At 46.2% G+C, this 25,368-nt stretch carries 24 protein-coding genes and 1 pseudogene; 1 reads left to right on the top strand and 24 read right to left on the bottom strand.

The window, feature by feature from the left end; genetic code table 11:
• Positions 1 to 19 precede the first annotated feature (19 nt).
• The 21 genes and pseudogenes from XM38_RS08455 to XM38_RS08555 form a co-directional block, all read right to left on the bottom strand.
• Positions 20 to 1,939: a hypothetical protein gene (locus tag XM38_RS08455; protein ID WP_137455049.1), complete on the bottom strand. Its 1,920-nt coding sequence runs from the start codon at positions 1,937 to 1,939 to the stop codon at positions 20 to 22.
• 107 nt (positions 1,940 to 2,046) lie between these two features.
• Positions 2,047 to 3,045, bottom strand: coding sequence for a lysylphosphatidylglycerol synthase domain-containing protein (locus XM38_RS08460; RefSeq protein WP_088429520.1), 999 nt, complete (start codon positions 3,043 to 3,045; stop codon positions 2,047 to 2,049).
• 117 nt (positions 3,046 to 3,162) lie between these two features.
• Positions 3,163 to 3,741 (bottom strand): formyltransferase family protein, encoded by a 579-nt coding sequence (locus XM38_RS08465; protein WP_088429522.1) that lies wholly within the window; start codon positions 3,739 to 3,741, stop codon positions 3,163 to 3,165.
• Complete coding sequence (locus XM38_RS08470; RefSeq protein ID WP_088429524.1) at positions 3,738 to 4,886, bottom strand: DegT/DnrJ/EryC1/StrS family aminotransferase; 1,149 nt, start codon at positions 4,884 to 4,886, stop codon at positions 3,738 to 3,740. Before XM38_RS08470 ends, XM38_RS08465 begins: the two co-directional genes overlap by 4 nt.
• Positions 4,886 to 6,409 carry a hypothetical protein gene (locus XM38_RS08475; protein WP_137455050.1) on the bottom strand — a complete coding sequence of 508 codons (1,524 nt, stop codon included), beginning with the start codon at positions 6,407 to 6,409 and terminating at the stop codon, positions 4,886 to 4,888. The genes XM38_RS08470 and XM38_RS08475 overlap by 1 nt, the downstream gene beginning before the upstream one ends.
• 99 nt (positions 6,410 to 6,508) lie before the next feature.
• Positions 6,509 to 7,087, bottom strand: a complete 579-nt coding sequence (locus XM38_RS08480) for a class I SAM-dependent methyltransferase (protein ID WP_187329336.1) — start codon at positions 7,085 to 7,087, stop codon at positions 6,509 to 6,511.
• 292 nt (positions 7,088 to 7,379) lie between these two features.
• Entirely contained in the window at positions 7,380 to 8,447 is a 1,068-nt protein-coding gene (locus XM38_RS08485; RefSeq protein WP_187329337.1) for a thiol-disulfide oxidoreductase DCC family protein, read from the bottom strand.
• A gap of 233 nt (positions 8,448 to 8,680) precedes the next feature.
• Positions 8,681 to 9,526 (bottom strand): hypothetical protein, encoded by an 846-nt coding sequence (locus XM38_RS08490; RefSeq protein WP_088429531.1) that lies wholly within the window; start codon positions 9,524 to 9,526, stop codon positions 8,681 to 8,683.
• Between the two features lie 34 nt (positions 9,527 to 9,560).
• Positions 9,561 to 10,814, bottom strand: a complete 1,254-nt coding sequence (locus XM38_RS08495; RefSeq protein WP_137455051.1) for a polysaccharide deacetylase family protein — start codon at positions 10,812 to 10,814, stop codon at positions 9,561 to 9,563.
• A 43-nt stretch (positions 10,815 to 10,857) separates the two neighbouring features.
• Positions 10,858 to 12,753, bottom strand: a complete 1,896-nt coding sequence (gene asnB / locus XM38_RS08500; RefSeq protein ID WP_088429535.1) for an asparagine synthase (glutamine-hydrolyzing) — start codon at positions 12,751 to 12,753, stop codon at positions 10,858 to 10,860.
• A 21-nt stretch (positions 12,754 to 12,774) separates the two neighbouring features.
• Positions 12,775 to 13,563: a glycosyltransferase family 2 protein gene (locus XM38_RS08505; protein ID WP_187329338.1), complete on the bottom strand. Its 789-nt coding sequence runs from the start codon at positions 13,561 to 13,563 to the stop codon at positions 12,775 to 12,777.
• Positions 13,564 to 13,878: 315 nt separating this feature from the next.
• Positions 13,879 to 15,018 (bottom strand): DegT/DnrJ/EryC1/StrS family aminotransferase, encoded by a 1,140-nt coding sequence (locus tag XM38_RS08510; RefSeq protein ID WP_080812064.1) that lies wholly within the window; start codon positions 15,016 to 15,018, stop codon positions 13,879 to 13,881.
• 67 nt (positions 15,019 to 15,085) lie between these two features.
• Positions 15,086 to 15,667, bottom strand: coding sequence for an acyltransferase (locus tag XM38_RS08515; protein WP_080812062.1), 582 nt, complete (start codon positions 15,665 to 15,667; stop codon positions 15,086 to 15,088).
• A gap of 16 nt (positions 15,668 to 15,683) precedes the next feature.
• Positions 15,684 to 16,130, bottom strand: a complete 447-nt coding sequence (locus XM38_RS08520; RefSeq protein WP_080812061.1) for a DUF29 domain-containing protein — start codon at positions 16,128 to 16,130, stop codon at positions 15,684 to 15,686.
• Positions 16,114 to 17,091 (bottom strand): Gfo/Idh/MocA family protein, encoded by a 978-nt coding sequence (locus XM38_RS08525; RefSeq protein WP_080812059.1) that lies wholly within the window; start codon positions 17,089 to 17,091, stop codon positions 16,114 to 16,116. Before XM38_RS08525 ends, XM38_RS08520 begins: the two co-directional genes overlap by 17 nt.
• Positions 17,088 to 18,416: a nucleotide sugar dehydrogenase gene (locus XM38_RS08530; protein WP_080812057.1), complete on the bottom strand. Its 1,329-nt coding sequence runs from the start codon at positions 18,414 to 18,416 to the stop codon at positions 17,088 to 17,090. The genes XM38_RS08525 and XM38_RS08530 overlap by 4 nt, the downstream gene beginning before the upstream one ends.
• A 79-nt stretch (positions 18,417 to 18,495) precedes the next feature.
• Entirely contained in the window at positions 18,496 to 18,918 is a 423-nt protein-coding gene (locus tag XM38_RS08535) for a hypothetical protein (RefSeq protein WP_080812055.1), read from the bottom strand.
• 469 nt (positions 18,919 to 19,387) lie between these two features.
• Positions 19,388 to 19,645, bottom strand: a pseudogene (locus XM38_RS28810) (DUF29 domain-containing protein); the annotation flags it as partial.
• A gap of 165 nt (positions 19,646 to 19,810) precedes the next feature.
• Positions 19,811 to 20,245 carry a DUF29 domain-containing protein gene (locus XM38_RS08545; protein WP_080812080.1) on the bottom strand — a complete coding sequence of 145 codons (435 nt, stop codon included), beginning with the start codon at positions 20,243 to 20,245 and terminating at the stop codon, positions 19,811 to 19,813.
• 64 nt (positions 20,246 to 20,309) lie between these two features.
• Positions 20,310 to 21,038: a Uma2 family endonuclease gene (locus tag XM38_RS08550; RefSeq protein WP_080812051.1), complete on the bottom strand. Its 729-nt coding sequence runs from the start codon at positions 21,036 to 21,038 to the stop codon at positions 20,310 to 20,312.
• Positions 21,039 to 21,358: 320 nt separating this feature from the next.
• Positions 21,359 to 21,964, bottom strand: coding sequence for a Uma2 family endonuclease (locus XM38_RS08555; protein WP_080812049.1), 606 nt, complete (start codon positions 21,962 to 21,964; stop codon positions 21,359 to 21,361).
• Between the two features lie 255 nt (positions 21,965 to 22,219).
• Here XM38_RS08555 and XM38_RS08560 point away from each other — a divergent pair, with 255 nt between their 5' ends.
• A complete protein-coding gene (locus tag XM38_RS08560; RefSeq protein WP_088429537.1) occupies positions 22,220 to 23,080 on the top strand; it encodes a GumC domain-containing protein in 861 nt (286 codons plus the stop codon).
• Between the two features lie 158 nt (positions 23,081 to 23,238).
• Here the strand turns inward: XM38_RS08560 and XM38_RS08565 are convergent, their stop codons facing one another.
• The 3 genes from XM38_RS08565 to XM38_RS08575 form a co-directional block, all read right to left on the bottom strand.
• A complete protein-coding gene (locus XM38_RS08565; protein WP_080812078.1) occupies positions 23,239 to 23,937 on the bottom strand; it encodes an MBL fold metallo-hydrolase in 699 nt (232 codons plus the stop codon).
• 244 nt (positions 23,938 to 24,181) lie between these two features.
• Entirely contained in the window at positions 24,182 to 24,877 is a 696-nt protein-coding gene (locus XM38_RS08570) for a HEPN domain-containing protein (RefSeq protein ID WP_187329339.1), read from the bottom strand.
• Positions 24,878 to 24,913: 36 nt separating this feature from the next.
• A complete protein-coding gene (locus XM38_RS08575) occupies positions 24,914 to 25,279 on the bottom strand; it encodes an EamA family transporter (RefSeq protein ID WP_088431595.1) in 366 nt (121 codons plus the stop codon).
• Between the last annotated feature and the right edge of the window lie 89 nt (positions 25,280 to 25,368).

The raw sequence follows: 25,368 nt of genomic DNA on the forward strand, positions 1-25,368 counted from the left end.
CCAGATTTTGTTGAGCATGTTAAAGAGCAAATTTCATATTCACTGAATTAAGATTTTCAAAAGTCTCCTGATACGAAGCATCGCTGGAAGTATGTAAAACCACGAAACTATCATTTTGGTAAATGATCGGAAAATCACTATTATGGTTCATACGATCTTTAATTAAAAGAAAATAATCAACACCGTAGGTTTGATTTATATTCAGTCGCCAACTATCGTCTAGACTATAGTATTTCTCACGAATAGCATCATTTAATTGCCTAAACCCTAATAAAGAAGGCTCTACCTCTAAATATTTGTCAATATCAATTTGGAACTCTCGAAATCTCCTCATCCCTTCTTGATAGACATTAAAATCACTTTTATAAACACAGCAAGATAGCAATATCCATTCGCGCAAATTTCCAAATGAACTGCGATGCGAATAGTCTCTCCAACCATAATAAATTGTTGGATCAACCATAAATAATGCACTCTTTTGAGTGTTATTTTTCGCCCAAATCTGTACTCTATAATAGTCCCTTCTTAGGGCGATTTCTTGAGAACTAAGAGATTGAGATTCTTGCCATAAATAGGCTAAACCTAGGAATAAAACAAGGACAAGGTTTTTAAGCAAATTTAAATGCAGCAGCCTCAACAACAAAACTACCACAACTAAAACAATAGGTACAAGTAAAAAATATTTAGATGCAAGACCGGTGTAGGCAGATATCTTCCAGGAATCCAACATACCGTGTAGAGCATATAATCCAACTAAAGTAATGCACACAACTATAAGTGATGTGACTGATAGCGTATGTAAAGATCTATCCCGCTGGCGTAAGAAACGAAAAACGATAGGGCTCGTTAGAATGATAGATAAAGCCAAAGGGAATCCTGGCTTAAAGACCAAAGGGGAGATAAGAATTGCTGATGCTACAGGCCTACGCCATACATATCCTTGTCTTATTTCTTGCCATAGCCCATCAGTCACATAGATAATACTGATAAAAGTAATGATGTCATTAGCCCGATGTAGAGAGAGTTTGACAATGGTCGTACTCAATTGAGTCATAGAAAATACGACTCCAATGCACACTAGAGAAACCATTGCCAAGCAGCCGTAGAATATTCTCCTTTTCTTCTCATCTAACGGAGTGCGCGTGAAGTAGTAAACAAATAAAAGTGTCAAAGAGAGAAAAGGAATGAATCTTTCCTGATGGTTAAATGTGAAGTGGCCATAGTCAACGGGATACCAATGGACACTGCCCAGCTTCGAAAAGCTAAACCAGATATCTTTAGGGATCTCGTTTGCAAGATGAGCTTCAGGACTCACGACCAGCGAAATCCATAGAAACGCTGTAGCGCTCAGTAAAATAGCAAATCCTAAATACCTGAGTTTGAAGATTTTAATTGGTCTAGCAAGCGAAGCTGAAAACAAGAAAATTCCTCCCATCAACCCAATTGTGGGATGATTAAGAAAGGTCATTAGAATTAAAACACCTGCGAGAAAGTATCTGCCTTTTAGAAGAGCTGCGATCGCCAGCAAGCGAAAAGAATGAGCTGTCACATAGTACAAGCCGTAAACAATCCCAAACCGAGCTAGGTTCATATTGGGAGCATAGCTTGCAAGCAACAAGATTGTGACTAAGACGGGAACGACTTTAGAAGTCTTTGGCTTTAGGGTTCGTGTGAGGATAATAATAGCTGTGGCAAAAAGAATATGTTCAACAGCAATAAATATTGGCACAACGGCCTCTGGCTTGATTCCAAAACTGGAATAGAGCCAGGGATAGAGTCTCATTACCAAGGAGGCGTCATAGGCTTCGGCTCCGTTAGGAAAATCACGAATAAAATTTTCGGGTTGAAACTTTTGATATACATAGATTAGGGGAGAAAACCCCTGCCAGGCATGCTGTAAATCGATGTGTCGAACTCTCTGCCACCAGACGTAAGTCAAATACAGCCCCAAGAGGACATACATCCCGACCTGAGAATTGAATCTGCGTAGGATGCTAGATGTGTGAAATGATTTCATATAACTTACGCTTCAAGTTCTTTTGAAAATCACCTTGACAGGTCGTTCACAGGAACAGACTCTGGCTGAGGAGAACGAGCTTTTTGCATTACCCTAATAAACTCTCTCCCGTCAACAAACAGCTCTATTAGAAAACCAGATAAAGCAAATACATACTTACTGGCAACCACGATCGCAACGACTGCAATTGCTGAAGCCTGTGTAACACCTAGTAACCCAGATAAGGCAATGATGGATGCTTCACCAAGCGCAATTCCCAAAAAAGACAGGGGGATAACATTAGAGAGCTGAGCTGTGAAAACAATAGACCATATGGAAAGTAGAGATACTGTGTTAACTTCTCGGAAGAGGAAGTAATAGCTAGAAGCGAAACACAAATGTCCGACAATAGAAAGCATTAAAGCATTTGCTATAGACTTGAAGCTCATCCTCTCTGCGATGGAAGAAACGAAATTGAAAAGTTTCTTTCGATACCCCATCCATGCAATATAAATTATTAGAAGAAAAACGCAAAGAAGCAGTATCAGAATCCCCCAGGGGATTGAGATATTTTGGTCTATTTTTGTTACAAGGACTGGAGATAGCGCTAGGGCTAGCATAATCATACTGATAAGCCCATAGACGCGATCTCCTACAATAGAAGCAGAACACAGATAAGGCTTTCTGGAGTATTCATAAAGTTTCATCAATCGAGTAGCTTCACTACTTAATGAAGATAGCATTGCTATTTCAACAAAATCAGCAAGAAGGTTGGTTCGAAAAAGAAAAATAACAGGAGAATATCCTACTTCAACAACCGCGCTGTACAGCTGAGACCAACGTGCCGCGTAAAACACTTTACTTACCAGAAGTAAAACACCAAAAATAATCAAGTTTAGTGATGATACTTTGATTAGTTTGTTAAATACTTCAGACCTCATAAAAAAATTAATAAGAACGAAGACTAGAATCGATAAGCCAGTCCACTTGATTAGCTTGAGGTATTTGCTGTTTAATAAAATCTGTGCATTTTTGAGGAATCTAATCATATTTAGACTGATGTCCCAAAGAAAAAAATCACCTTTTCTAGATTAATTAGCTTTCTATCAATTTCTAGAAGGTAATATCTAAAGGATATTTTAGTGTCAGCCATCTCTTTTTTCTGTTCATTCTGTGAGAACTGAAGTTAATAAAGACAGTCCCGCATCATAAGCAATTTTCTCGTTTTCACAATATGATAGGTTTTTATCGAGCTTGTATGGCAAGCGCAATAAAACTTCGCCAGAGTCAACGGAGGCGATAACCCTATGCAAGCACGCTTCTTGCTCAAAATCCTCCTCAACAAGAGCCTTATTAATAGCTCCTATACCTCCGTATGTTGGAATTCTGGCACAGTGTATGTTCAGAATATCTATGCCCGTACTTAAAACCTTACTGTTAATTATCAAGCCAGCTCTGAAAAGAACCATTTTGCTTGGCGAATTACTTGCAATTGTACGAAGAAGGTCTTTGTTTGAATTGATTCCTGGAAATGATTTAGGAGGAGAATTTCCGTCTCTTAAAAATTCACAGCAAGCCATTTTTGATAACAATGAAAATTTAATTTTTTGTTTCCTTAAAAGATTCCAGATCCGAGATAAATTTGTTGACCTATCTACCAAGACTTGCACATTATCAGAAGTGTCTAAAAGCTGTATCGCCTTGTTTCCCAATTTGTCATTACCCACAACGACGAGAGTCTTCATTTTGACACAGTGAAATTGATAGTAGTTTTACTTGCCTGTTTCGAATTTGGATATGCACTTGGTTGGGTGCTATAAGACTTTAAACTTGGTATGCTGTATTGTATAAGCTCTCCAAGATGTAGTCCTTGTGAGGCAAATTCAGTGATCACTGATTGTCGATTTGGAACACGCACTACATAGTGTGAATAAGTTGCACCTTTGTATAAAGGTGGAAAAATCCATTGGTCTCTGCGCTCTAAATATTTATCATACCAGTGTGCTAGTCTTCGCCTATGTTCGATAATTTCTGGATATTTTTTGAGTTGTTCCGCCCCTACTGCCGCTTCGACATTCAGCATCTTATCGCAATAATCAGGTGGAAACCGGATCTGATCATCTAAATGGTAAGCCTTGGTCAAGCGGTTTAGAAGCGGTGTTTTTTCCTGGAGCCACCAAGTAAATCCATAAACTTGTTCATGGAAGGCGATGTAAACAGCCAGTAAATAGAGTCTACGCATCCAGGCTTTCCACCAGGTTGGTGTCTTGAAATGTTGATCGCGCCAGTATCTTACCTGATCAGCCAGGGCTTGATTCTGAAACGTCAACATTCCCCCGAAAATCGACGTGATAATTTTACTGATATTGAACGCATAAACTGCCACATCTCCAGAAGTACCGACAAGACGGTCATTCCACTCTGCTCCGAAGGCATGACAACAATCTTGCATTAGCCAAACTTTATGCCCAAAGCGTTGTTCTGTCTCTGACACGATCGCCTCTAGCCGATCAAGATCCTGAGGATAACCAAAGGTGTGAGTTGCAATAATTCCTCGCGTTTTTTCATTGATTGCAGCCGAAACTAGGTCCAAATCCATGTTGTAGTCATCGAGTTGGATATCGATAAATCGGGGACGATTACCACTCAAGGTCACCGCATGAGCGACAACCGAACAGGTGTAAGCAGGCATAATAATTTCGGCATCCTTGAGACCGATCGCCTTAAAAAAAGCCCACTGAGCTGAACGTCCATAAGGAAACGCTACTGCGTCAACTGCCTGAAATGTCTGGGCGAACTCCCTTTCGAAGCGATCTACCGCCCCGTGACTTAGCCGAAATAAAGCGATAAATTCTTCCCAGCCTAAAGCAGGCTTAAATCGAGGAATCATCAAGCGTCTCCAAGCTGTCCTGGTGGTTCTGAAATCTCATCCTGAATCTGCCAGTATCCCTGACTGGCCATATGGATTGGAACAAAGGAACCGAGAGTTGCTTGCACATGAAACCCGTTTTCCTGAGTCAGTTCATCACTCACGGTCAAGTCTCGACCCAAGTGAATAGTGCGGCGATTTCGTATCGGCCAAAGTTTGGTATTGGTAATCAACTGACGTACGAGTTGCTGCTTAATCCACTCACGTGAAAACTTGAAACGGAATAAGGTCAAGGACAGTATCCGTAGGACTAGAAATTGCCAAGGCTGGGGGAGGACTTTTGGCATCGTGACAATAGGGGCCTCGATAGAGAGACTGTTTTCCTTCCACGTCGTGACTCGATTCTCTTTTTGATAAGCCTGACTACTTCCCAATTGGCCTTTAGCATTCCGTACAACAACTCCTGCATTGAGAAGATGCAATTTCGTATCTTTGAAATGGTAGACGACGCCGCCCTTATGCGTAGAAATGATGGAGTAATGCTCTTTACCTCTATCGATGAGTAGTCCAGCTTCAGGGAAATATTGACGTTGTCGTTGTTTCTGTTCTGCTGGTAAGGTGTCATGGCTAAGCAACGCCTTATCATCAAACTTGTCCGATGTATGATTCAGCAAATTCTTCGCTAAAGTTGCCGCCCAACAATAAGCATTAAACATCGGAATGAGATTAGGGTCATCCATTGCTGTGAGTGTAACGACGCGATTTTGAGCAATGCTCTGAACCATGAATCGGGATAAGGCCATTGCTGCCGGTATGTCAGACGACAGCGCCAGGGGGCCTGCTGGATAGTAAAACCGAGTACAGCGGCTGCCATAGAGTCCACCAAACGACCCATCAGGATGAGCAAAATACCTCAAAAAGCTCAGAGAATTTTGCAGGGGACGCTGCAAATCCCAAGCGGGGCGCAGTTTGTGGACATCTGCCAGATAGTAAGTACATAGGCTTTGATAACCAGGATCTGCCCCCTCATATTCTAGGAACCAACCTTCCTGAGACTGATGACACAAAATTCTTGTGAGAAGCTCCTCAGCACGCTGTTCTGCTTCTGGATCTCCCGTAAGGTCATGCCATCGAGCTAATGCAGCAACTGCAGTAGCGAGATGATTAGAGATAAGGGCGTGAGTTTCATCAGCGCTCTGCAAGTACTCAATCAGCGGTTGCACGATTCTCCGCCAGTTCTCCTGCTCAACAGCAGAAATCTCTTCGGACAGCAAGTCTATCGTGCACAGTAAATCGAAAGCGACTAAAGCTGTGACACAGAAAGACCCTTCATTCGGAAAGGCTTCCTCTACACTCCCGTCTCGTCGGGTCAGATATGCTGTTGCTTGGAAAAGCGCATCAATGCGTCTGACAAAGTGTTCCTGAGTAGTTGGATAGGGCCATAGTTGATGACTCCACAATCGAGCGAAACCATGAGCCATGCCTTGAAAACTAGCATTACCGAAGTCGATCAAGCCCCAAGCCCAATGATAGCGATCGCCCATCCCATAGCTTACACTTGTCGGGTCGGTATCTATTAACGCAAGAATTCTGGGCAGGACTGAATATATCTGGAACAGGTACACCTCGTGGCTTTGCATTGATCAGCTCTTTCTCTTTTGATAACGAAATCTGAGAATCAAACTGCAATCTAGCCAGCGAAGCCAGGGAAAGGGCCAATAAGTAACCTGTTGGCGTTGGAAAACGCGATCTAGATTAATCAAAATGTCGTCAGCAAAATTTGGATGTTCCCAACAGATAATTTTGTCTGGATCAATCGTGGTGTTTTGTTTGAACCAACGGCGAGACGTCAGCAGTCTGCCCAGCCCCCAGGCTAATCCTCCTTCGGCAGGAATAGCTCCGATGAGGATTCCACCGGGTTTTAGCACGCGCCTCATTTCCATTAAGTAGGGACTGAGAGGATAGAGATGCTCCAGAGAGTAGAAGCTCACGATTGCATCGACAGAAGCATCAGGCAACGGCAGGCGCTGACCTCGCTCTAACAATAATGTTTGATGTTTGACACCATGTTCCTGCAGGCGACGTTGGGCTTTCTCCATCATGGCTGGATGAACATCTGCCAAAAGACAGGAGACTGGTTTTCCCTGCCAGTGAACAAGATGACGAATATCTCCAGCACCAATTTCTAGAACCATCTTTCCAAGCATCGGAAAGTCTTTCATCACTCGATAACCAGCGTCATTGACTTGGGTCCCGATGCCTTGACGCTGGTTGGCTATGTAAAAGTCACTGTATATTTGCTGCCATTTTTGCCAGCAAGGATCCGCCGTATTCGCGGTTAGTCCCCATCGTTGGCGATCGCCCCACAGAGGGATTTTTAACCAAAGAGGGAAGACTTGTCTTAATGTCCATTGAGCCATAAGCACGTTGTTTTCATTTGATCAAAAAGCTGGAATTTTGCCCGGTTCAATATTCCTCCTTCTATTTGTCAGCATCATTCCATGAAACCTCGCATTATTTAAGTTTACAACTATCATTAACATGACAGCTAAAGCGATATCTATTTTCGGCAATCAATAGATATAAGTACCGGGATACAAAAATAATCCCCGGTATCTTTGTGAGAATTGCTAACGGATATAGAACCGGCAAACGAGATGCGACTTGTTCAAATGCATCAGCTCCATAATATACCTCACCGTTTTCGTCTTTAAGCCCCATCTCTAATTCAAGTCTTCTCATATCTAAGGAATGGGGTACATCATCTGAAATCGGTACTGTTTCAAGCCGATGAAACCAATCTAGTTTCTTAAGCCCAAAGACTGTTCGACTGCAAAATAGACATTGGTCATCATAGTAAATAGTCACTCTCCTCAAAAGACTATTCCAATCAAGACATAAGAATAACAATATAGAGCTACCAACAAAATTAATTCCTGCCGTCAGAAATACCAAACAATGCATCAATGACATTGACGCTACAAAGAACAAGCGATAACGAGGGAGGAAAACAATAGTGACGAAGAATAGTTCACCAATTAAAGCAACGACACCCGCTATGACTGATAAAGGATATGAAAGATGAAAGCTAGATACCGATGGAGAGACATAGCGGCTTGACAAGAAAATGGAATTCTCAATTCCCACCTCTGCAAGGTGGTCAAGATGTAATACGAACGGCCAATGAATACCAATATCGATGATTTTATTTATACCGGCAGAAGTATAAAAGGAACCAATAACAAAGAAGAGTAGAAATATCGGCCAGTGATATCGAGAATTCCGTTGGGTAAGCGAGTATCCGTTGGCTAATCCGTAAAAGCTTTCTCTAGGAGAAAGTGCTAAAATAAGTAAACTACATAATGCTATAGTACCTCCATCAATTTCGGCATTAGTAATTTGCACCATGCCAGTTAAGTGAGTACTAAAAAGAAAAGCTATTAGAGCACAAGCTTTCGGGTGCACACCAAGAATGCCAAAAATACAAGAAACTATAATAGCCACTTGAATTAAAAGTATGATGTTTTCATTTGGACGTGGGAAAAACTGGTAAATAAACTGGAAAGTGGTGAAGTACGACATGGGGACAGGAAAGGGCCAAGTGCCATAAACAAATCTTTCTGGATAAGAAAAACTCGATTCGGGAAGCAACCCGTAGATTGTGTAGTTCCTGCTTAAAAAGCGATAAAATAAATATGAAAAGCTAACGAATTGAAAAATGTAAAAATGTAAGGGTGGTGAGTCCTTGAAAACACCATAGAACCGAAATTCCTGGTAATTTTTTAGACTATCAATTAATTTCCTCTTAACTTTATTCATTTTTCTATTGAGATTAATTCTTTTGCATCAACTATCTTTATGGTATTTTCTTCGTGATCAGCATAAACAACGATTTCCCACCATGAAATTCGGCCAAGGAGGTTTGCATCTGGAGTTCTTGTATAGTCAATCTGCATATAAGGAGTATGCACTGGATAGGTGATCTCAAGTGGAAGTAAAAAAGCCCGACCATTTTTGCGAAGCGCTAAGTTTTTAGAAAAGATTTCGAGAAATGATCTCTGATAAGTTTTTTCTTGAAGTGATTCTAGATTAAAAACATACTGTGGAAAAACAAGCCCAGATAGCTCAAAATTTGTAGGCCATATTTCTCCATTGGAATAGTGCAGAAACATGGCATTTCCTGTGATATATCCAGACTTCTGGAAAAACAATATGTTTTCATCTTTGATGGATTTGTACAAAAATGAATCTGAGGGGATTGCTCTTGAAGCTTCTGGGAGTTCTACTGCTTCTCTTATTTGAGAATGCTTGTTCTCATATGTCCAGCCTGCAATTCCTGAGAACCAAAAGCCCCAAAAAATCTTAGTCTGGAAAGTGATCAGGACAAAAAGAATTGCACCAAAAATCAGCTTTCTTGGATAAAAATTTTCGTCTTGAATAGAGACCCATTCTGCTAATCTTGTTAAAATTTGTTTGGTTTTGCGAGGGAAGAAAAATAGTAAAGCAACATACAAGATGTTCATGACTAGGTATTTTTGATACCACGAAGTATGTCGCGAACCTAAAGCTATCGACATCCCAATCATTAGAATCGCCAAAAAGCTTATGGCAATCAAAAGATAATATAGTCTTGTCGACAAAGAATGAATGTAGTCTGGCATTTACGCGACTTTTCCTGATGGTTATTCTCAGTGATTACAAAACTGAGAAGAGAGATTGCAACCCTTTTGCCCAACCATAATCCTGGGTTAACGTATGAGGATGCCAGAGCAGGGCTACTTGTCCACGTACCATACGACATTCCTCTACCCAATACTGTATGGTTGCCACACGTTCATTGTCCGTCATTAAGGCGTAGTCATAGAGGTGAGAATCCATCAACATCGAAGGTAAGGCGATGATCTGATGGGGAGTAGATGCACTTCTATGCCAAGGCCGCCAAGCAATAGCACTAGCATTACGAAATCCGGAGCGATCGTTGAACATCAATGTCGTATCTCGTTGTAGGCCAGCCTTGGTTTGGGCTGACCAGGTAGTATCCCAGCTAAACCTTAACCAGTGCTGACGACAATCTGTAATATTGATTCCCGTGGTTAACTGAAGGTGTTTTCGCTGGGCTGTAATCCTATCCTTATCGTGCCAAGCGTCGAAGCTGGGATGAATTCCAACACTATACTTTGCAACTTGTAGCTTTTCAATGAAGGATTGCACTTTGGGGGCTGTTATTGAGTATGCGGGATCCATCAACCAGCGTTTCAGGGTTTTGGGAGCCGGGTCAGCATAAAAATGAAATATACTGCGAATCCCCCTCTGTTGTTCCATTTGCAGCAGGTCATCCAAAACCCACCAGTCTTCTTGGCTCAGCAGAAACCGTATCGCTTGTTGCGTTTTCGCGATCGCTGCCGTCAGATCTTTTCGTCCTAAGGCTCGTAGGGCATTGACCCCATTAAAGACTCCTTGCTTGAGTCGGATTGCCCAGGTCTTGCTGACAGCATCTATATCATGGGTCATGATAAATTCTGGAGAAGGAAGCGCTCCAAACAAATGTTCAACATCCTCTCCCCTGATCTGAGCTACCCATTCACGCAAGAATAAGGCAACGCGATTAACCCAAGCCCGTTCCCAAACCCGTTTATCCCAAGCTCTCAATCGAAAACTGTAAGAATGAATGGGTCCGTTGGCATCTTCCCAAGAGCGTTCATGCCAGCATTCGAGTAACAAAAAGCTTGCCAACCACCAATCAACCTGTTCCCAGTGAATTCCGCAAGGACAGGTTTCCGCAGGTACTAATAATATCCCTCCTACCCCCCAAATACTGGCCCAGTCTGGTAAAGGTATTTCTCTCAGAGAGAGCGCTTCAGAAATAACAGGATTGGATACCGACAAAATTGGCAAATCGGCAATGATGTGTTTATTCTTGGGCCAATAACGTGAGAGCGATCGCAGCACATGATCCCTGACTACATCAGGCGCTGGTAACTGCATTGTCTTCTTAATTTGAATCTATGAACTGTCGATGCCAGAGCTCTAGACAAAGCGCTCCCCAAAGTTGCCGTCCCCCTACACCCTGGTCTGACATCATTGCTTCTAAAGCCTCGGGACGAAAAATTCCCCGATTTAGACTATGTTGAGAAAGTAGGGTGTCACCGACAAAATCCCGAACACATCCACCTTTCATCCATTCTTTTAAGGGAACTGGAAATCCCATTTTGTCTTTACGATTCAGAATCTCTGGAGGCAATATATGACGAATCGCTTTCTTAAGAATATGTTTAGTACGTCCTCCCTTAAATTTCATCGGGGGAGGCATGGTCGTTATTAAGTCAACAATTCGTGTATCTAATAGCGGTACCCGTGATTCCAAAGACACAGCCATGCTGACTCTATCTTCAATCTGTAGCAAGGCAGGTAGCAACGTTTTTTGATCAAAGTGAGTCATCTTATTGATGTAAGACTGGGTATCTGGATGATTAAAAATGGCCTGGAAGTCAGCAAATAATGCTGTTCGGTCAAAGCCAGCTAATATCTCGGGATTCAGTAACCTCATCATCCCCTGGCTACGGTCAATCAGATGAAAGTAACGGGCATCCATAGGCTCAAACAGCCCACGACTCCAAAAGTTGGCAAGTAATGGCTTATATTGTTTAAGAATGGATAAATGGGGAATAATTGACTCTAAAGTGACGACGTGTTTCCCTTCTTCTTGAGTTTCAAAAATTGCCCCCTTCAAGGCTTGCTCTAGATATCCCACCAGATATCTAGCATACCCGCCAAAAATCTCATCCCCTCCTTGTCCTCCAAGCACAACGGTCACCTGCTCCTTAGCCAGCTTACTCACCGCAAATTGTGGAAATAGTCCGGGACCTGCTAGCGGTTCATCAAGCATGTAAATCAGGTACGGCAAACTCTCTACAAACTGTTTAGCCGTGGGAACAGTCTCAAAGTATTGCCCTGATGAATTGGCTGAAACAATTCGCGCGTACTTAGATTCATCGTAGGCTAGCCCCTCTGCAAACCGTCCGTGAAACATTGGGAAAGAAGTTTCCAGATGTTGAGCTGCTAGAGTACAGATCAAACTGGAATCAATTCCACCTGAAAGGTATCCTCCTAAGGGGACGTCAGAGCGGATTTGAAGTCGCAGCGTATCTTCTAATAAAGAACTCAGCCGATCAAGAAAGTAATCTTCCGTGTGGTACTGGTCAATTTGATAGTTGGTATCCCAATAAATGATCTCTTTTTTGATCTGATCACCTTGTCCCAGCAAATATGAACCAGGTCTTATTTTTTTGATTCCTTCAAAGAGGGTGTGATCGTCTAAACAGAATTGAAAACAAAGATACTGATGTAGAGCTTGATTGTCACGACTTGCAGCAATTTCAGGGTGTAAGAGTAATGCCTTAATCTCTGAAGCGAATAAAAGCTCTTCTTGACAATGTGCGTAATAAAGTGGTTTGATGCCGAAGGGATCTCGAGCAGTAATCCACTTATTCTCTAAGCGATCATGAAAGATGAAAGCAAACATGCCATTGAGTCGATCAATCGCTGCTGCTCCATCTCTAATTAATAATTTAAGGAGGACTTCTGTATCAGAAAATGTCTCGAATCGCTCTCCTTGCTGTATGAGCGACTGACGTAATTCTAAATAGTTATAAATTTCACCGTTAAAAATAAGTGAATATCGACCGTTCGAAGAGCTCATGGGTTGGGCCCCATGCTCTGCATCAATAATGGCTAAGCGTTGGTGCCCTAACAAAGCTTGACCAGGAATGTGCTTAACGCCTCTTCCATCAGGCCCGCGATGGAAAAGAGAAGCGAGCATACGGTCAATTAGGGGAAGTCGGTCTTCCAGACTTTGACCGGAGCTTAAAACAGCAACTAATCCGCACATACCTTAAAGGCCTTGACTTGCTCAAGGTCTGTCATTTGTAACTCTCCAATCCCGATGTTTTCTTTTGATCGCTGTCCGCCACCCTCCCCAGGGCCAGTGATACATGATTGTCATCACCATGTATCCCAGCGTTGTAATACTGCCAATCATCTTGCTGGCACTCTGTTTCTGGTCGTAACGAAGAACAAACGGCACTTCTGAAAAAGTGGCTCCCAGCATTTTCAGTTTGATCAGCTTCTCTAAGGTTCCTGTGAATCCTAACCCTTTTAATTGCAGAAAATTATTGCCATAAAATGCGATCGCTTCTTTAATCAATTCAGCGCGATAGGCTCGAAACCCACAGGAGTATTCTCTGACACCTTGAATAGGAAAAAAGAACTTCATGAATAGATTGGCACACCAACTAATGAAGGCTCGGTAAGCGCTAACCCCCAGTTGCCCGCCTCCTGGTTGAAATCTAGAAGCAATCACCACATCGAAACCTTTATTCAACCTAGACACCAAATGAGGAATGAAATGAGGTTCATGGGTATCATCACAATCTAGCCGAACAATTACATCTTCCGGGTGGGAAATTTCAGCAACATACTCAAATAAATCCCGTTCGGTTTCTCCTAAACCCCGATTGATTTTGTGGCAAAGAATATCTAAAGGAAGTAACTGGGCATATTCAGCTAAAAGCTCACGAGTTCTGTCTTGGCTACCATCATCACAGACAATCACTTTGTATTCCCAGTTTGACTCTGCCATAACGTGATCAATTTTTTTTAGTAAACTTGGCAGAGACTTTTCTTCGTTGTAAGCTGGCAAAGTGATATATATCAACTCTTATTCTCCAATAGTCATCTAAACCTAAAGGAAATTTTTCAGAAAAAGAATCGTCGAAAAATTTGCAGAAATTTTTGCTAGCTGATCTCAAGGCTTAAGTGAAAAATTGATGGTCGGAACTTTACTTAGCTTGCTGCAGGAATGATTTCAATAGATGGAATATCTGATAACCTGGCATTCAATCTGGCGTGGAGTGGATATCACTAAGTTAAGCGTCTCTAAGCATGACCGATCGACATTAATGATGTAAAGTAAAATGATGTAAAGTAATAGGACATCAATCAAAACATTATTCTATTATTCAAAGGCACAAAGTAGAGTCTGAGAAACTCTTCTTTGCTTATCGAATGTTAATTCTGGCCAAATTGGAAGGCTTAAAACTTGATTGGCAATTCTATCACTAACTGGATTAGGTGGATATTGCCCTTGATAAATTGGCAATTTATCTTGTGGTACTGGATAGTACACCATAGAGCCGATTCCTTGTTGTCTTAAGTGCTGAGCTACCGCATCTCGTTTATCTTTTATCGTAAGAGTATATTGATGAAAAACATGACCTTCAATGCATTCTGGAGGGATAATTCCGGTTACATCAGAAAATAGTTGATTATAATGCTGAGCTACTTTTCGCCTAGCATTATTCCAAGTGTCAATATGCGGCAATTTAGCTCGAAGAATAGCAGCTTGAATTGTATCCAGACGAGAGTTGTAACCGACTGTTTCGTTGTAGTATTTCTTCTTAGCTCCATGGACTCTTAACATCCGGGCAGTTTCAGCTACAACGTCATCATCCGTAGCAATCAGCCCCCCGTCACCATAGGCCCCTAAATTCTTACTGGGGAAAAAACTATATGCACCTACATCTCCAATTGTGCCAGTCTGCTTACCTGCGTAAGCATTAGACAAATTATTATTACCTTGAGCAGAAAAGTAACGAGCTCCAAAACTCTGAGCGCAATCTTCAACCACCTTTAAATCGTACTTTTGAGCCAGTAGCATAATCTTATCCATTTCTGCTGGGCGGCCATAGAGATGAACCGGTAGAATGGCTTTCGTTCGCTCGGTAATTCTTTCTTCGATTAGGTCTGGATTTATATTGAACGTGTGTTCGTCAATGTCTACAAAGATAGGCTTGGCCCCAACATGACTGATGGCTTCTGCAGTAGCAAAGAAGGTAAACGGTGTTGTAATAACTTCGTCTCCAGGTCCGACTCCCAGTGAGCGCATGCTAATAAATAATGCATCGGTGCCACTATTAACACCAATGGCATGATTAACGCCTAAGTATTGGGCCACTTCCTGCTCGAACTGCTTTACATCTGGTCCCATGATAAATTGACCAGATTCAACAACACGTAAAATGGCTGCTTGAATTGTTTCTTTTAGCTGTTCATACTGAGGTTTAAGATCTAGAATCGGAATCTCTAACTGGTCCACTCGATTATCCTCTTAACGTTTAATAGATACGGTAGATAGGTTGTCAACCGATTATAATGACTTCTAATTAAGAAAGACGTTTTACCACTTGCTCAGCAACTTTCTGATAGGTGATTCCTGTTGTATCGGTGGCATAGCCATCAGAATCAAATTTCAAAATATCTCCATATTCGCTCATCCAACCCGTTACTCTTCCAGGTACCCCAGAAACGACTGCATAGGCTGGCACATCCTTAGTCACCACTGCACCAGCCCCTATAAATGCATATTCATGCAATGTAACTCCGCAAACAATTGTGACATTGGCACCAATACTGACTCCTCGCTTCACCCAGGTTTTCTGATAATCATCCGACGTGTTGCGCGGGAATTCACACCGAGGAGTTTTGATATTTGTGAAAACCATGCTAGGGCCGCAGAAAACATAGTCTTCTAAAATGACACCTTCATAGAGAGAGACGTTATTTTGAATCTTGCAACCGTTGCCAATGTGGACATTGTTGGCGACAAAAACATTTTGTCCCAGGGAACAGTCTTGACCAATTTCGGCTTTGCCCATGATATGGGAAAAATGCCAAATCTTGGTTCCTGTTCCGACGATCGCCCCTTCATCCACATAGGCCGACTGATGCACAAAGTAGTCTGTCATGGCCCAAACTCCAGAGTTATTGCCTTGTCTCAGGCAGAAACTGCTGATTCAAAATTTCATCTAATGAAAATGGACAAGTTTCTGGAAATGTGTCCCGGGCTAATCCTGTCTCCCGCTGGGCATCTCGCACGGCCTTGGGATAAATCATCGCCAGTGTGGGGTCCAATTCTCGCCGTAAGCTAGGACTATCAAGGATAAGCATCTCGATTTCATCTCGCTGGTGATCAATCGTCGCCAGCCAGCTTTTACTCTGTCTGTCGGGTTGGTACTGCCATTTGAGCAGATGCATGACTAAGAGCTGCAGACGACTGCGGAGCTGACGCAGGTCTCGTTTTCCCATACTGTCTAGCTCTTCAGCAATGTGTTCTGCGTCGATGTCGCTCAGCTGACCTGCTCGCAGTAAGGCAACATTGCGAGTTATCCAGGCATAAAAGTCAAGCTCATATTCAGTCTTTAAATCCATCTTCTTTATTCCCCACTGCATCTAATTGAATGTGAGCCCGCTCTAGGATTTCGACAACAGCTACCCCATTCCAGCCATCTGAGTGAGGTCTTTGTCGTGTTTCCAGGCAGTTCAGAAAATGTTGGCATTCCAGCCTCAGGGGTTGGTCTGCCGCGATTGCAATGGAATCTGTTCCTTCATCAAAGTGCTGCCGAGTCTCTCCATCGACCCGCTTGTGGTGAATCGTTACGGTCTGTGCCACTTCGTCATAGACCAGAATTTGATGTTCACAGAGTACCGTGGTGCGACGCTCTACCAAAGGCCAGTACCAGGAGCAGTGTATGTGAGCCGACTGCCCACCAGCAAAGGTAAGATCCACATGGACATAATCTTCAATGCCTAGCTGGATTATTGCCTGTCCCTGGGCTTGAACCGACTCTAGCGCCGGTCGGCCCAACAGTTCCAGCACCACCGAGATATCATGGGGCGCAAAAGACCACCAGACATTTTCCTCCGCTCGCACCCGTCCTAGTTTGAGGCGTTGGGTTGCAATATGGCGAACGGCCCCCGCTTTACCTGCTGCTAGATAGTCGCGCATCCAGGCGATCGCCGGTTGATAGAGCAACAAGTGACCCACCATGAGAATGCGATCGTGTTCATCGGCGTAGGTGGTCAGGTCTCGTGCCTCCTCTGTCCGCAGGGTCATGGGTTTTTCTATAAATACATCTTTTCCTGCTTCCAAGGCAGCGAGTGCTAGTGAATAATGAGTAGAGGCTGGCGTTGCCAGCACAATTGCCATAGCATCTGCTATTAATGCTTCTTGGTAGTCGCTGTAAATAATAGTCTCGGGATAATTCACTGACAGTGCATGGCGCAGGGAAGGGTTAACCTCTACCACACCAGCCAAGGCATTTAGCTCATGAAAGTTTCGAACCAAATTTTTTCCCCAATTCCCTGCCCCAACAACAACTACCTGATTCACAATAATGTCACCTTATCAGAATTGCAGTTTAAATTCCGTGTCACTCCTCGAGTGTCTAACACCGCTTTAGCTTTTCTAACCAAATCCAGATAATCAATTTGGGTGTGGTCAGTGGCAATCAAAACTAAATCAGCTGTAGCAATCACCTCATCAGTTAGCTCAACTGAATAGAGAGTTTGGTCTTTGATAGTAATGTCTGCTACATAAGGATCATAGTAGATAAGATTTGCGTGATCTTTCAGCAAATGGCTAATAATGGCAATGGCAGGTGACTCCCGACAGTCGTCAAGATCTTTCTTATAAGCTACTCCCATAACCAAAATTTTCGCCTTAGCTGGTGCTACGCCAAGATTATTTAGAATCCGCCATGCTTTCTCCCGTACAAACTCGGGCATTCTACGATTGATTTCTCCAGCCAAGGCAATAAAATGGGTTTCAAAATTAAATTCTTTAGCTTTCCACTCTAGGTAGTGAGGGTCTAGAGGGATGCAATGTCCTCCCACACCTGGCCCTGGATAAAATGGCATGATGCCAAAAGGTTTGGTATTGGCTGCATCCAGTACTTCCCAGACATTTAAGTCCATGCGATCGCACAACATTGCCAGCTCATTCACGAGCGCAATATTAACAGCTCTAAATGTGTTTTCAAAGACCTTGACTAACTCTGCCGCTTTAGCACTACTAACCGGAACAATGCTATCAATAGTTTGCTGATAGAAGAAGGCAGAAATTTCACGAGAGCGAGGGTCAGAAGCACCTACTACTTTGTTAGTATTTTTGGTGGTGTAACGCTTGTTGCCAGGATCTACACGCTCTGGAGAATGAGCCAAGAAAAAATCTTCCCCCTGTCTTAGCCCACTTATTCGTTCTAGTATGGGGCACATAACTTCATCCGTAGTGCCAGGATAAGTTGTTGACTCCAGTGTAATTAGTTGTCCTGGCCTTAGCCGCTTTGCAACCTGCTCAGTGACGCTCTCAACATAGGTAAGGTCAGGAGTTAAATTGCGGGTCAGAGGTGTAGGAACACAAATGACAATAATGTCTAGCTTGGCAACATCTTCAAAATTTGTAGTGGCTGACAACTTTCCGGATGTAATTACTTGATATAGATCTTCAGTAGAAACATCAGCAATGTAGCTTTTGGCTTGACTAACTTGAGTTACTCGAGTATTATTTCGCTCAATTCCTAATACCGAAAATCCAACTTTCGCTTTCTCAACAGCAAACGGTAAGCCAACATAACCTAGGCCAACCACGCCAACTTTAGCTGATCGGCTTTGAATTTTTTGGCGTAGTTGCCTAAGTATCTCAAGACTATCGCTCATAAACTATTGCCATTACATTTTTGGAATAAAACCGAGATTTGATAGTGTACTTCAAATACTCGTTAGATATAGAGCCAATCTACTGAGCCCAACGAAAATCACGAATTTCCCCTCCGGCGCGGGCCTGGCGGCGGGTAAAGTCGCCCACCGAGGGATTACCGCGCGGATGAACTACCCCCGTCGCCTGCCGCCACAACGCCTGCGGCGCCAGTTGCACACGATACCCTCGCGCGCCAATTTTCTCCACGTGATACCAGCTGCTGCGCTGGCATTGAGGGCACCAGAATGCCTCTAGCCATTCCCCCTCTAGCAGCACCGTCGAGCAATTCGCCACCAGCATCAAGGCCGACAATCGATTCATCCCCTTGGCAGTCAACCGCTGCGGCGATTCGGCATAGAGCGAATACTTCTGACTCACGCTATCTAGATAGCACCCATGAAAAGGACAGTAAATGGCCCGGCGTTGAGAACGCTTGCGATTTCGGGTACACCTTCTCTGCATTCGGCCTCCTTATATCCGTTCAGGCTCCAACCGAGCGTATCTAGCCAGGATGAAGAAGGCTACGGGGAAGGGACTGAGATCCGTAGACCATCGAAGCCCACTTCGCATCAAATGATAGGGGGACTGATTGTTCTCTGCAACTATACCCTAAGCCGCGCTCAGGTTGAACCAATTAGCTCATATTATGGCGGCTAAAATCGCATCTCTAGCCGACGACGCCCCCCAAATGGGCTTGGCAGAAGTGATCTTGCGATCGGTAGGAGTCTGAGATAATCTCACCTAACTACCCGAGAGACCCACTACGGTCATTCCCGCGGCGGCGGGAATCCAGGGAATAAATCTCGGCTTTGGCTCAGAGTACTCTGCCTGGATTCCGGGTAGCGCTGCGCTTGCCCGGAATGACGGGATTCGGTTTCGCAGTAAGTCTGCTACCTCAGAGACGGTAGTGGTCTGAGATAATCTCACCTAACTACCCAAATGTTCTCTCAGGCAGAAACTGATGATTCAAAATATCATCTAACGTGAATGGACAAGATCCTGAAAACGTATCCTCTGACAATCCTGTGTCACGTTGTGCATCCCGCAATGCCTTGGGATAAATCATCGCCAGTGCTGGTTCCAGTTCTCGCCTTAAACTAGGACTGTCTACGAGGAGTATCTCGATTTCATCTCGGTGATGGTCAATTGTTATCAGCCAGCTTTTACTTGGTTTCTCGGGTTGATACTGCCATTTGAATAGTCTTTATCCCTGACGACTGCGATCGCGAGCGGCTCTGTCCCGTCATCCTGATGTCTTGATGCTGCATCTCACGATCAGCCATGACAGCCGGTGTCGTATAAGGTTTTCTTGACCTGGGTTGACATACAACCATTCCCATCGGGTTTTTCCAGGCTAATTTGGCCAGAAATCCGGATCCATGACCTGTGGAAACTGATAGGGACAAGTTTCGGGAAATTGCTCATCGGGTAAGCCCGTTTCTGCTATGGCCAACAGCTTGGCCTCTTCCCAACTCTCCGCCATGGCCTCATCAACGCGAGACTGCAGACCAGGGTTGCGACGCAACAGTTTCTCAATGGAAAGTCGCTGGACTCGAATGGTTGCTCGCCAGCTATTCGAGCGTTGCCAATGTTGTACTTGCCACTTCAGGAGATGAGCGATTAATTGAACCAGTCGAGCTTCTAATTGATCGTAATGACGGTTTCCCAAGTCTTCAATCTCTTCAATTAAGTGATCCCGATCGAGCAACTGAAGCTCGCCCTGCCGTAGGAGTTCGGCCTGCTGAAGCGTCCAGGAGTAGAAATCCGTGTTGTAAAGGGACTCTGCCATTGCCATCACCTGAGCTGATGCACATTGAATACTGGCGATCGCTGAAACCTGGTTGGGATAGAGTCTACAGCTCATCCGGATCGACGCCCATGGCCCGCAATCGCTCCGCCAGGTGCTCGGCCCGCTGATGCTCCTGCTGCGCCCGTTGCCGCTCCTGCTCCGCCCGCCGCCGTTCCTGGGTCAGCAGATCATCCTTAGTCGGTAACCAGACCCCACTCGGGGTGGCCCAGCGCAGCCACACCGCCTCTACGCCTTGATACTGCCCCGACCAGCGCCCCAGGCTCAGTCCTAAGGATTCACTCGGCAGAAAACCGGCATCGTTCACCCCCAGCGGTTCGTAGCGGCCTCCCACCAAGCGAAACCCGGCCCAATCCTCTGGATTAAAGGGATCAAACCAGAAATACTCCGGCACCCGCACCTGTTGCTCGTAGAGACGCTTCTTGCCCATCTTGTCGTACCGGGCCGTACTGGCCGACAACAGTTCAATCACCACGTCGGGGCCTTTCTCTTCTTCCCACACCACCCAGCTTTTGCGCTCTTTTTTGGGCACATCCACCACCACAAACACATCTGGCCCCATGTAATCCTGGTTACGCACCTGAGCCATGCTGTAGTAGAGGAACATATTGCCGCCGGCATAGCCGTCATGGCGCTGGGCCAACCAGGGCTGCAGCGTCTCTAGCAATAGATCCAGCTGCAGCTTATGGCGCTGAGTTGCCATGGGCACACCATCATCACAGGGCAGATCGTCCTGGGTTGGGGGTAAGGGGATATCCAACGGCTGGCTGACCATATTTGCTCATTCCAAGCATGCAGTGTCTTTAAGGATAACCTCCTGTGCAGTGGGGGGTGATGGGGAGGACAAAGGACGGAGGACGGAGGACGGAGGAAAGTGATGAGTTTTGAGTTTTGAGTGAGTAGCGTGAGTCGTTTTACCTAGGTGGGGGAAATTATGAGTGGCCAGGGAAGGACCCACGGGAAATGGGGTGGTGGGGTGATGGGGTGGAGTGAAGAGTGTAGGGTGTTGGCGGAGCCTGCCCGTAGGGCTTAGGGGTGGTAGTGAACTGGGTAAATCTCCCCAAAAGGCGACTTGGCCACTGGGCAGCGCGCTCGCTATGCTTGCAAGGCGCGTCGATAGGCTTTGACGGCTTGAGTTTGGTTAGGATTATCCACAAAGCTGGCCAGGAAGGTGGCATCAAGTTGGGGGAGGAGTTGATTCGTAGCGCTGGCTTGGTAGCCCGACTCAGGGTCTATCAGGCTGTAGATGCTAAGGTGCTGATGCTCCCAGAACCACACCTCTTGAACGCCTAAGCCTTGATAAACCTTGAGTTTATCGATACCGCCACTGGTGAGGACGATTTCCAGGGCGATGTCAGGTACCTCGTGGAGTTCGCCCAGGCAGTAGCATTCATCGGGCTCTAGGCCACAGGCGGCAGCTTCTTGGCGGAAGGTTGTAGCGCCATAGCCATTGAGATCTACGTCCAGTTCTTCGGCAAAGGCTTCAATCAGGCGAGCAATGATTGTCTTGAGGCGTTCATGCTCGGGGGAGGTGGTCATGAGTTCGAGGGTCCCCTCCAGGTAGGTCATCCGCAGCGCCGGAAACTGGTTCATGAAAAGAATGACCAGGGCATCGTATTGCTGCCAGGTGACCCCCTCTAATACCAGTCGTTGTTCCTCGGCTGGGAGTGAATGGGGCAGATCGAGCCAGGATGCAGTCATAGTGGGCTCATTACCTCTCTTTCCTTACTGTAGTTCAGGCAGCTCTCTGAGCGAGACTACGCCTCATGCTCCTAACCTGAATAGATGCCCTTTTCGTCAGTGCTTTCGTCAGTGCCATAGGTGTCGTTGCCATTGTAGTTAGCGATCTCGGTTCGAGTTTGTGAAGGATGATCCATATCCTATGCTGCTGGTCAGGCGTACAATCGCTGGAGAAGGTCGTCATACTACGTGCCCTTGATTGCTTAAGGTGAACCCATGAGTGAGTCGTCTACGACCCCAGCGCCGCAGTCCGACCCCGATGAGATTTCCCTAGTCGACATCCTGTGCTTCTTCGGTCGCACCTGGAAGGTGATTGCCCTGACGACGGTAGGGCTGTCAGCCCTAGGGGTGGCCTGGACGGCAACACGGCCTCAGACCTATCAAAAGCACCTGACGGTTGCCATTGCCCCCAGACAGCAGACCATCGATGAGTTGCGGCTCTATGCAGCAACCGGGCTGAGCCAGGCCCAGGTGGATGCCGTGGCGACTCAGGCGTTATCAGACTACCGCTCCGAGGGGGTGACAACCCAAGTAGAGCACGACACCGAGACGGGCTTGGCGGCAGTGACCCTGCGATCATCGCAGCAGCCGTCCCCCCTCGAGAATGCGACTCCGGCCCTGCTAGAGGCCTTAGAAACCCAATTAGCAGAGCTTTTGGACTATGCCTGCGAAGAAGTGCTGGCCGCCCTAGATAATCGGCTAGAGCGGCAGCGCAGTATTATTCAAGAACTCGAGACCGAAATCGCCCAGGCCCCGCCCCTGGAAGCCAACCTGGAGAGCCCCCAGCGCACTGCCCTAGAAATGCAGCGGGCGCGCACCCTAGTGGAGCTAGCCTCGCTGGAATATGAGCAGCGCTACATCGAGACGGCTCAAGCCGATTTAGACAATAGCGTCGACGATTTCTTTCGGGTCCAGGTAATCTCCGAGTCGGCGGTGCAGGCTTCCGGGCAGTCGTTGCTGCAGGTGGTGATCCTGGCTGCGATCGCAAGTATCATGATCTCTATTCTGGTGGCCATCATCGTCGACCAACTGCCGCGGCTGCGTAAAGAACTCAACCAGGCCAAGCGTAGCCCTTAACCCTGGTGCTCATGTTGGCTAGTGAGTCAACCTCAGCATCATTTATAGCTGTAGCCAGCCAGGTTAGGCCATGCCAAATCAGTGAATTCTTGACCTAGCAAGCATCCTGATTCTGCCCGCTGCCTTTTTCCGTCTACCAACGACAACTCGGCCAGAGATTACACCAAGACCTGAGGCAACCCACAGCGCTCATTGGCCGGCACCGCTTCCATGATTTTTTTCGGAGCAGGCAAATCCAACTGGGCCATAAATTCAATAAAATTCTGACGATCGCGACCGACGAAGCGAGGATTGTAGCGCTTCTCTTCGCCGATGGTGGAGACAGTGTGGCCGCGGTAATCGTGCCCCGGATAAACCCAGGTGGCCTCGGGTAGGGTGAACAGACGTTGGGTGACGTGATCGTAGAGGGTGCCAGCATCGCCACTCTGAAAGTCGGTGCGACCACAGCCCCGGATCAACAGGGCATCACCGCTCAAGAGGTGGGTGCCGTTGACCAGATAGGCCATATGGCTGTCGGTATGGCCATGGGTTGCGATGGCCTGAATTGCGATTGCACCCACCGGCAGCGTTTCCTGATGCTGCACCTGGCGATCGGCACAGGCGGCCTCAGCATTGGCCGGCACAATTCCCTGACAGTCGGTGAGTTCCCGTAGTCGTCCGCTGCCGGTGACATGATCGGCGTGGATGTGGGTCTCCAGGCAATAGACCAAGGTCAACCCTAACTCTTGCAGCAACGTGCGATCGCGCTCCACCTGCTCTAGGACCGGATCCACCAGCACCGCCTCCCCCGTGGCCGGATCCGCCACCAGATAGCTGTAGGTCCAGGTGGCGTAATCAAACAGTTGGCGGAATAACATAGGACCCTCCTTGACGGCTTGCGTCAACATGGATTTATTCACTATATTGCCATTCAAGAATATTTAGCCATCAAAAGATTTAGCAGCCCTAGTAGGTAGATGGCTGATTCCGCAGCCGCGGCAGGCCCAACTTGTCGCGCCTAGCCCCAGGAAACGTAGCTCATCGGCAACAGAGGCTGAGAAACGATTTGAGTGTAAAGATTCAACTTTATCTTTGATGAGCGATAAAGCGGAATTAAAGTATCTAGGCGATTTGCTCTCGCATCTGCCTCACTAGGTCCTTAGCATTCCTATAGAGCTGACTGGCCATCGCCTGGTCCGGCCCTTCGGTCCCAGCCACCGCATCTGGGTAACGCACCGATAGATAAACCCCGTCCAGGTCCGCCACCCGAGCAGGCCAATCAGTCGTCTGGTCTAGTGCTAGCAGGTTAAGTAAGTCTTGCAAGGTGTGTATCGACGGCGGTAACTGTCCCTGGGCTACTAAGAGACCCTTCAGTGCCTTCTCAACAGCCTGTTGACTATGGAAACAGGCTGGGCCATAGAGCTGAGCCTGCAGCAGCACCTCAGCAGCCTGCAAGTCCTCATCGGCAAAGCCAAACCACTGCTGAGCCCCATGCATAACTCTAGCCTTCGGTAAAACTTCCTGCTGAAAGAAGAGACGTTCCTGACAGAGCTGCTGAAATTCTCCTGGGGTGTAGACCAAAATATCTGCCCCAACTCGGGGCTGCAGTCGCCGTCGCATCGCCATTATTCGGGGCCAGAAGGGCAACGGCGTCTCTTGGATCACCACCAAGTCAATATCTGACCAGGGATGAATCTCTCCCGTCACCAACGAACCAAACACGATCACCTGCTGCACCGTGGCATCGCCCTGCAGTTGCTGCAGATACCGGCTCAACTCCTGCTGCAATTGCCGTTGTCGTTCCTGGGCCGTTGCCATCCCCATCAGGTGACTCGATACTCCATTTTGACCTGATCAGCGGGAGCTCACCAAAATCACCCCACAGATGATCAACCCCAAGCCCACAATGCGGCTCAGGGGCAGGGGTTCCTTAAACACTAAATAGCCCGCCAGCACCGAAAACAGATAGATCAAGGCCGCGGCCGGAGCCGCTACGCTGAGAGGCACCCGAGTCAGCACCAGAATGTAGGCAATGGCCCCCAAACCATAGGCGGCCAGCCCACCTAGCAAGGCCGGAATCGTCGCCATACTGATCATATGGCTGACCACATTCGCGGCCGTCACCTGGCCCAGTTTTAGAGCCCCCAGCTTCAGCAGCAACTGCCCCAGGGAACTGGCGCAGACTGCTATCAGTAACAGGCCAAACTCATAGAGACTCACCGCCACCCTTCCCGCAAAAACCCATTTAGCATACCGCGCCAACGGGGACATGGGGAGTGGGGGAGTGGGGGAGTGGGGGAGTGGGGGAG

It is taken from the genome of Halomicronema hongdechloris C2206 (assembly GCF_002075285.3).
GTDB classification, from domain to species: domain Bacteria; phylum Cyanobacteriota; class Cyanobacteriia; order Phormidesmidales; family Phormidesmidaceae; genus Halomicronema_B; species Halomicronema_B hongdechloris.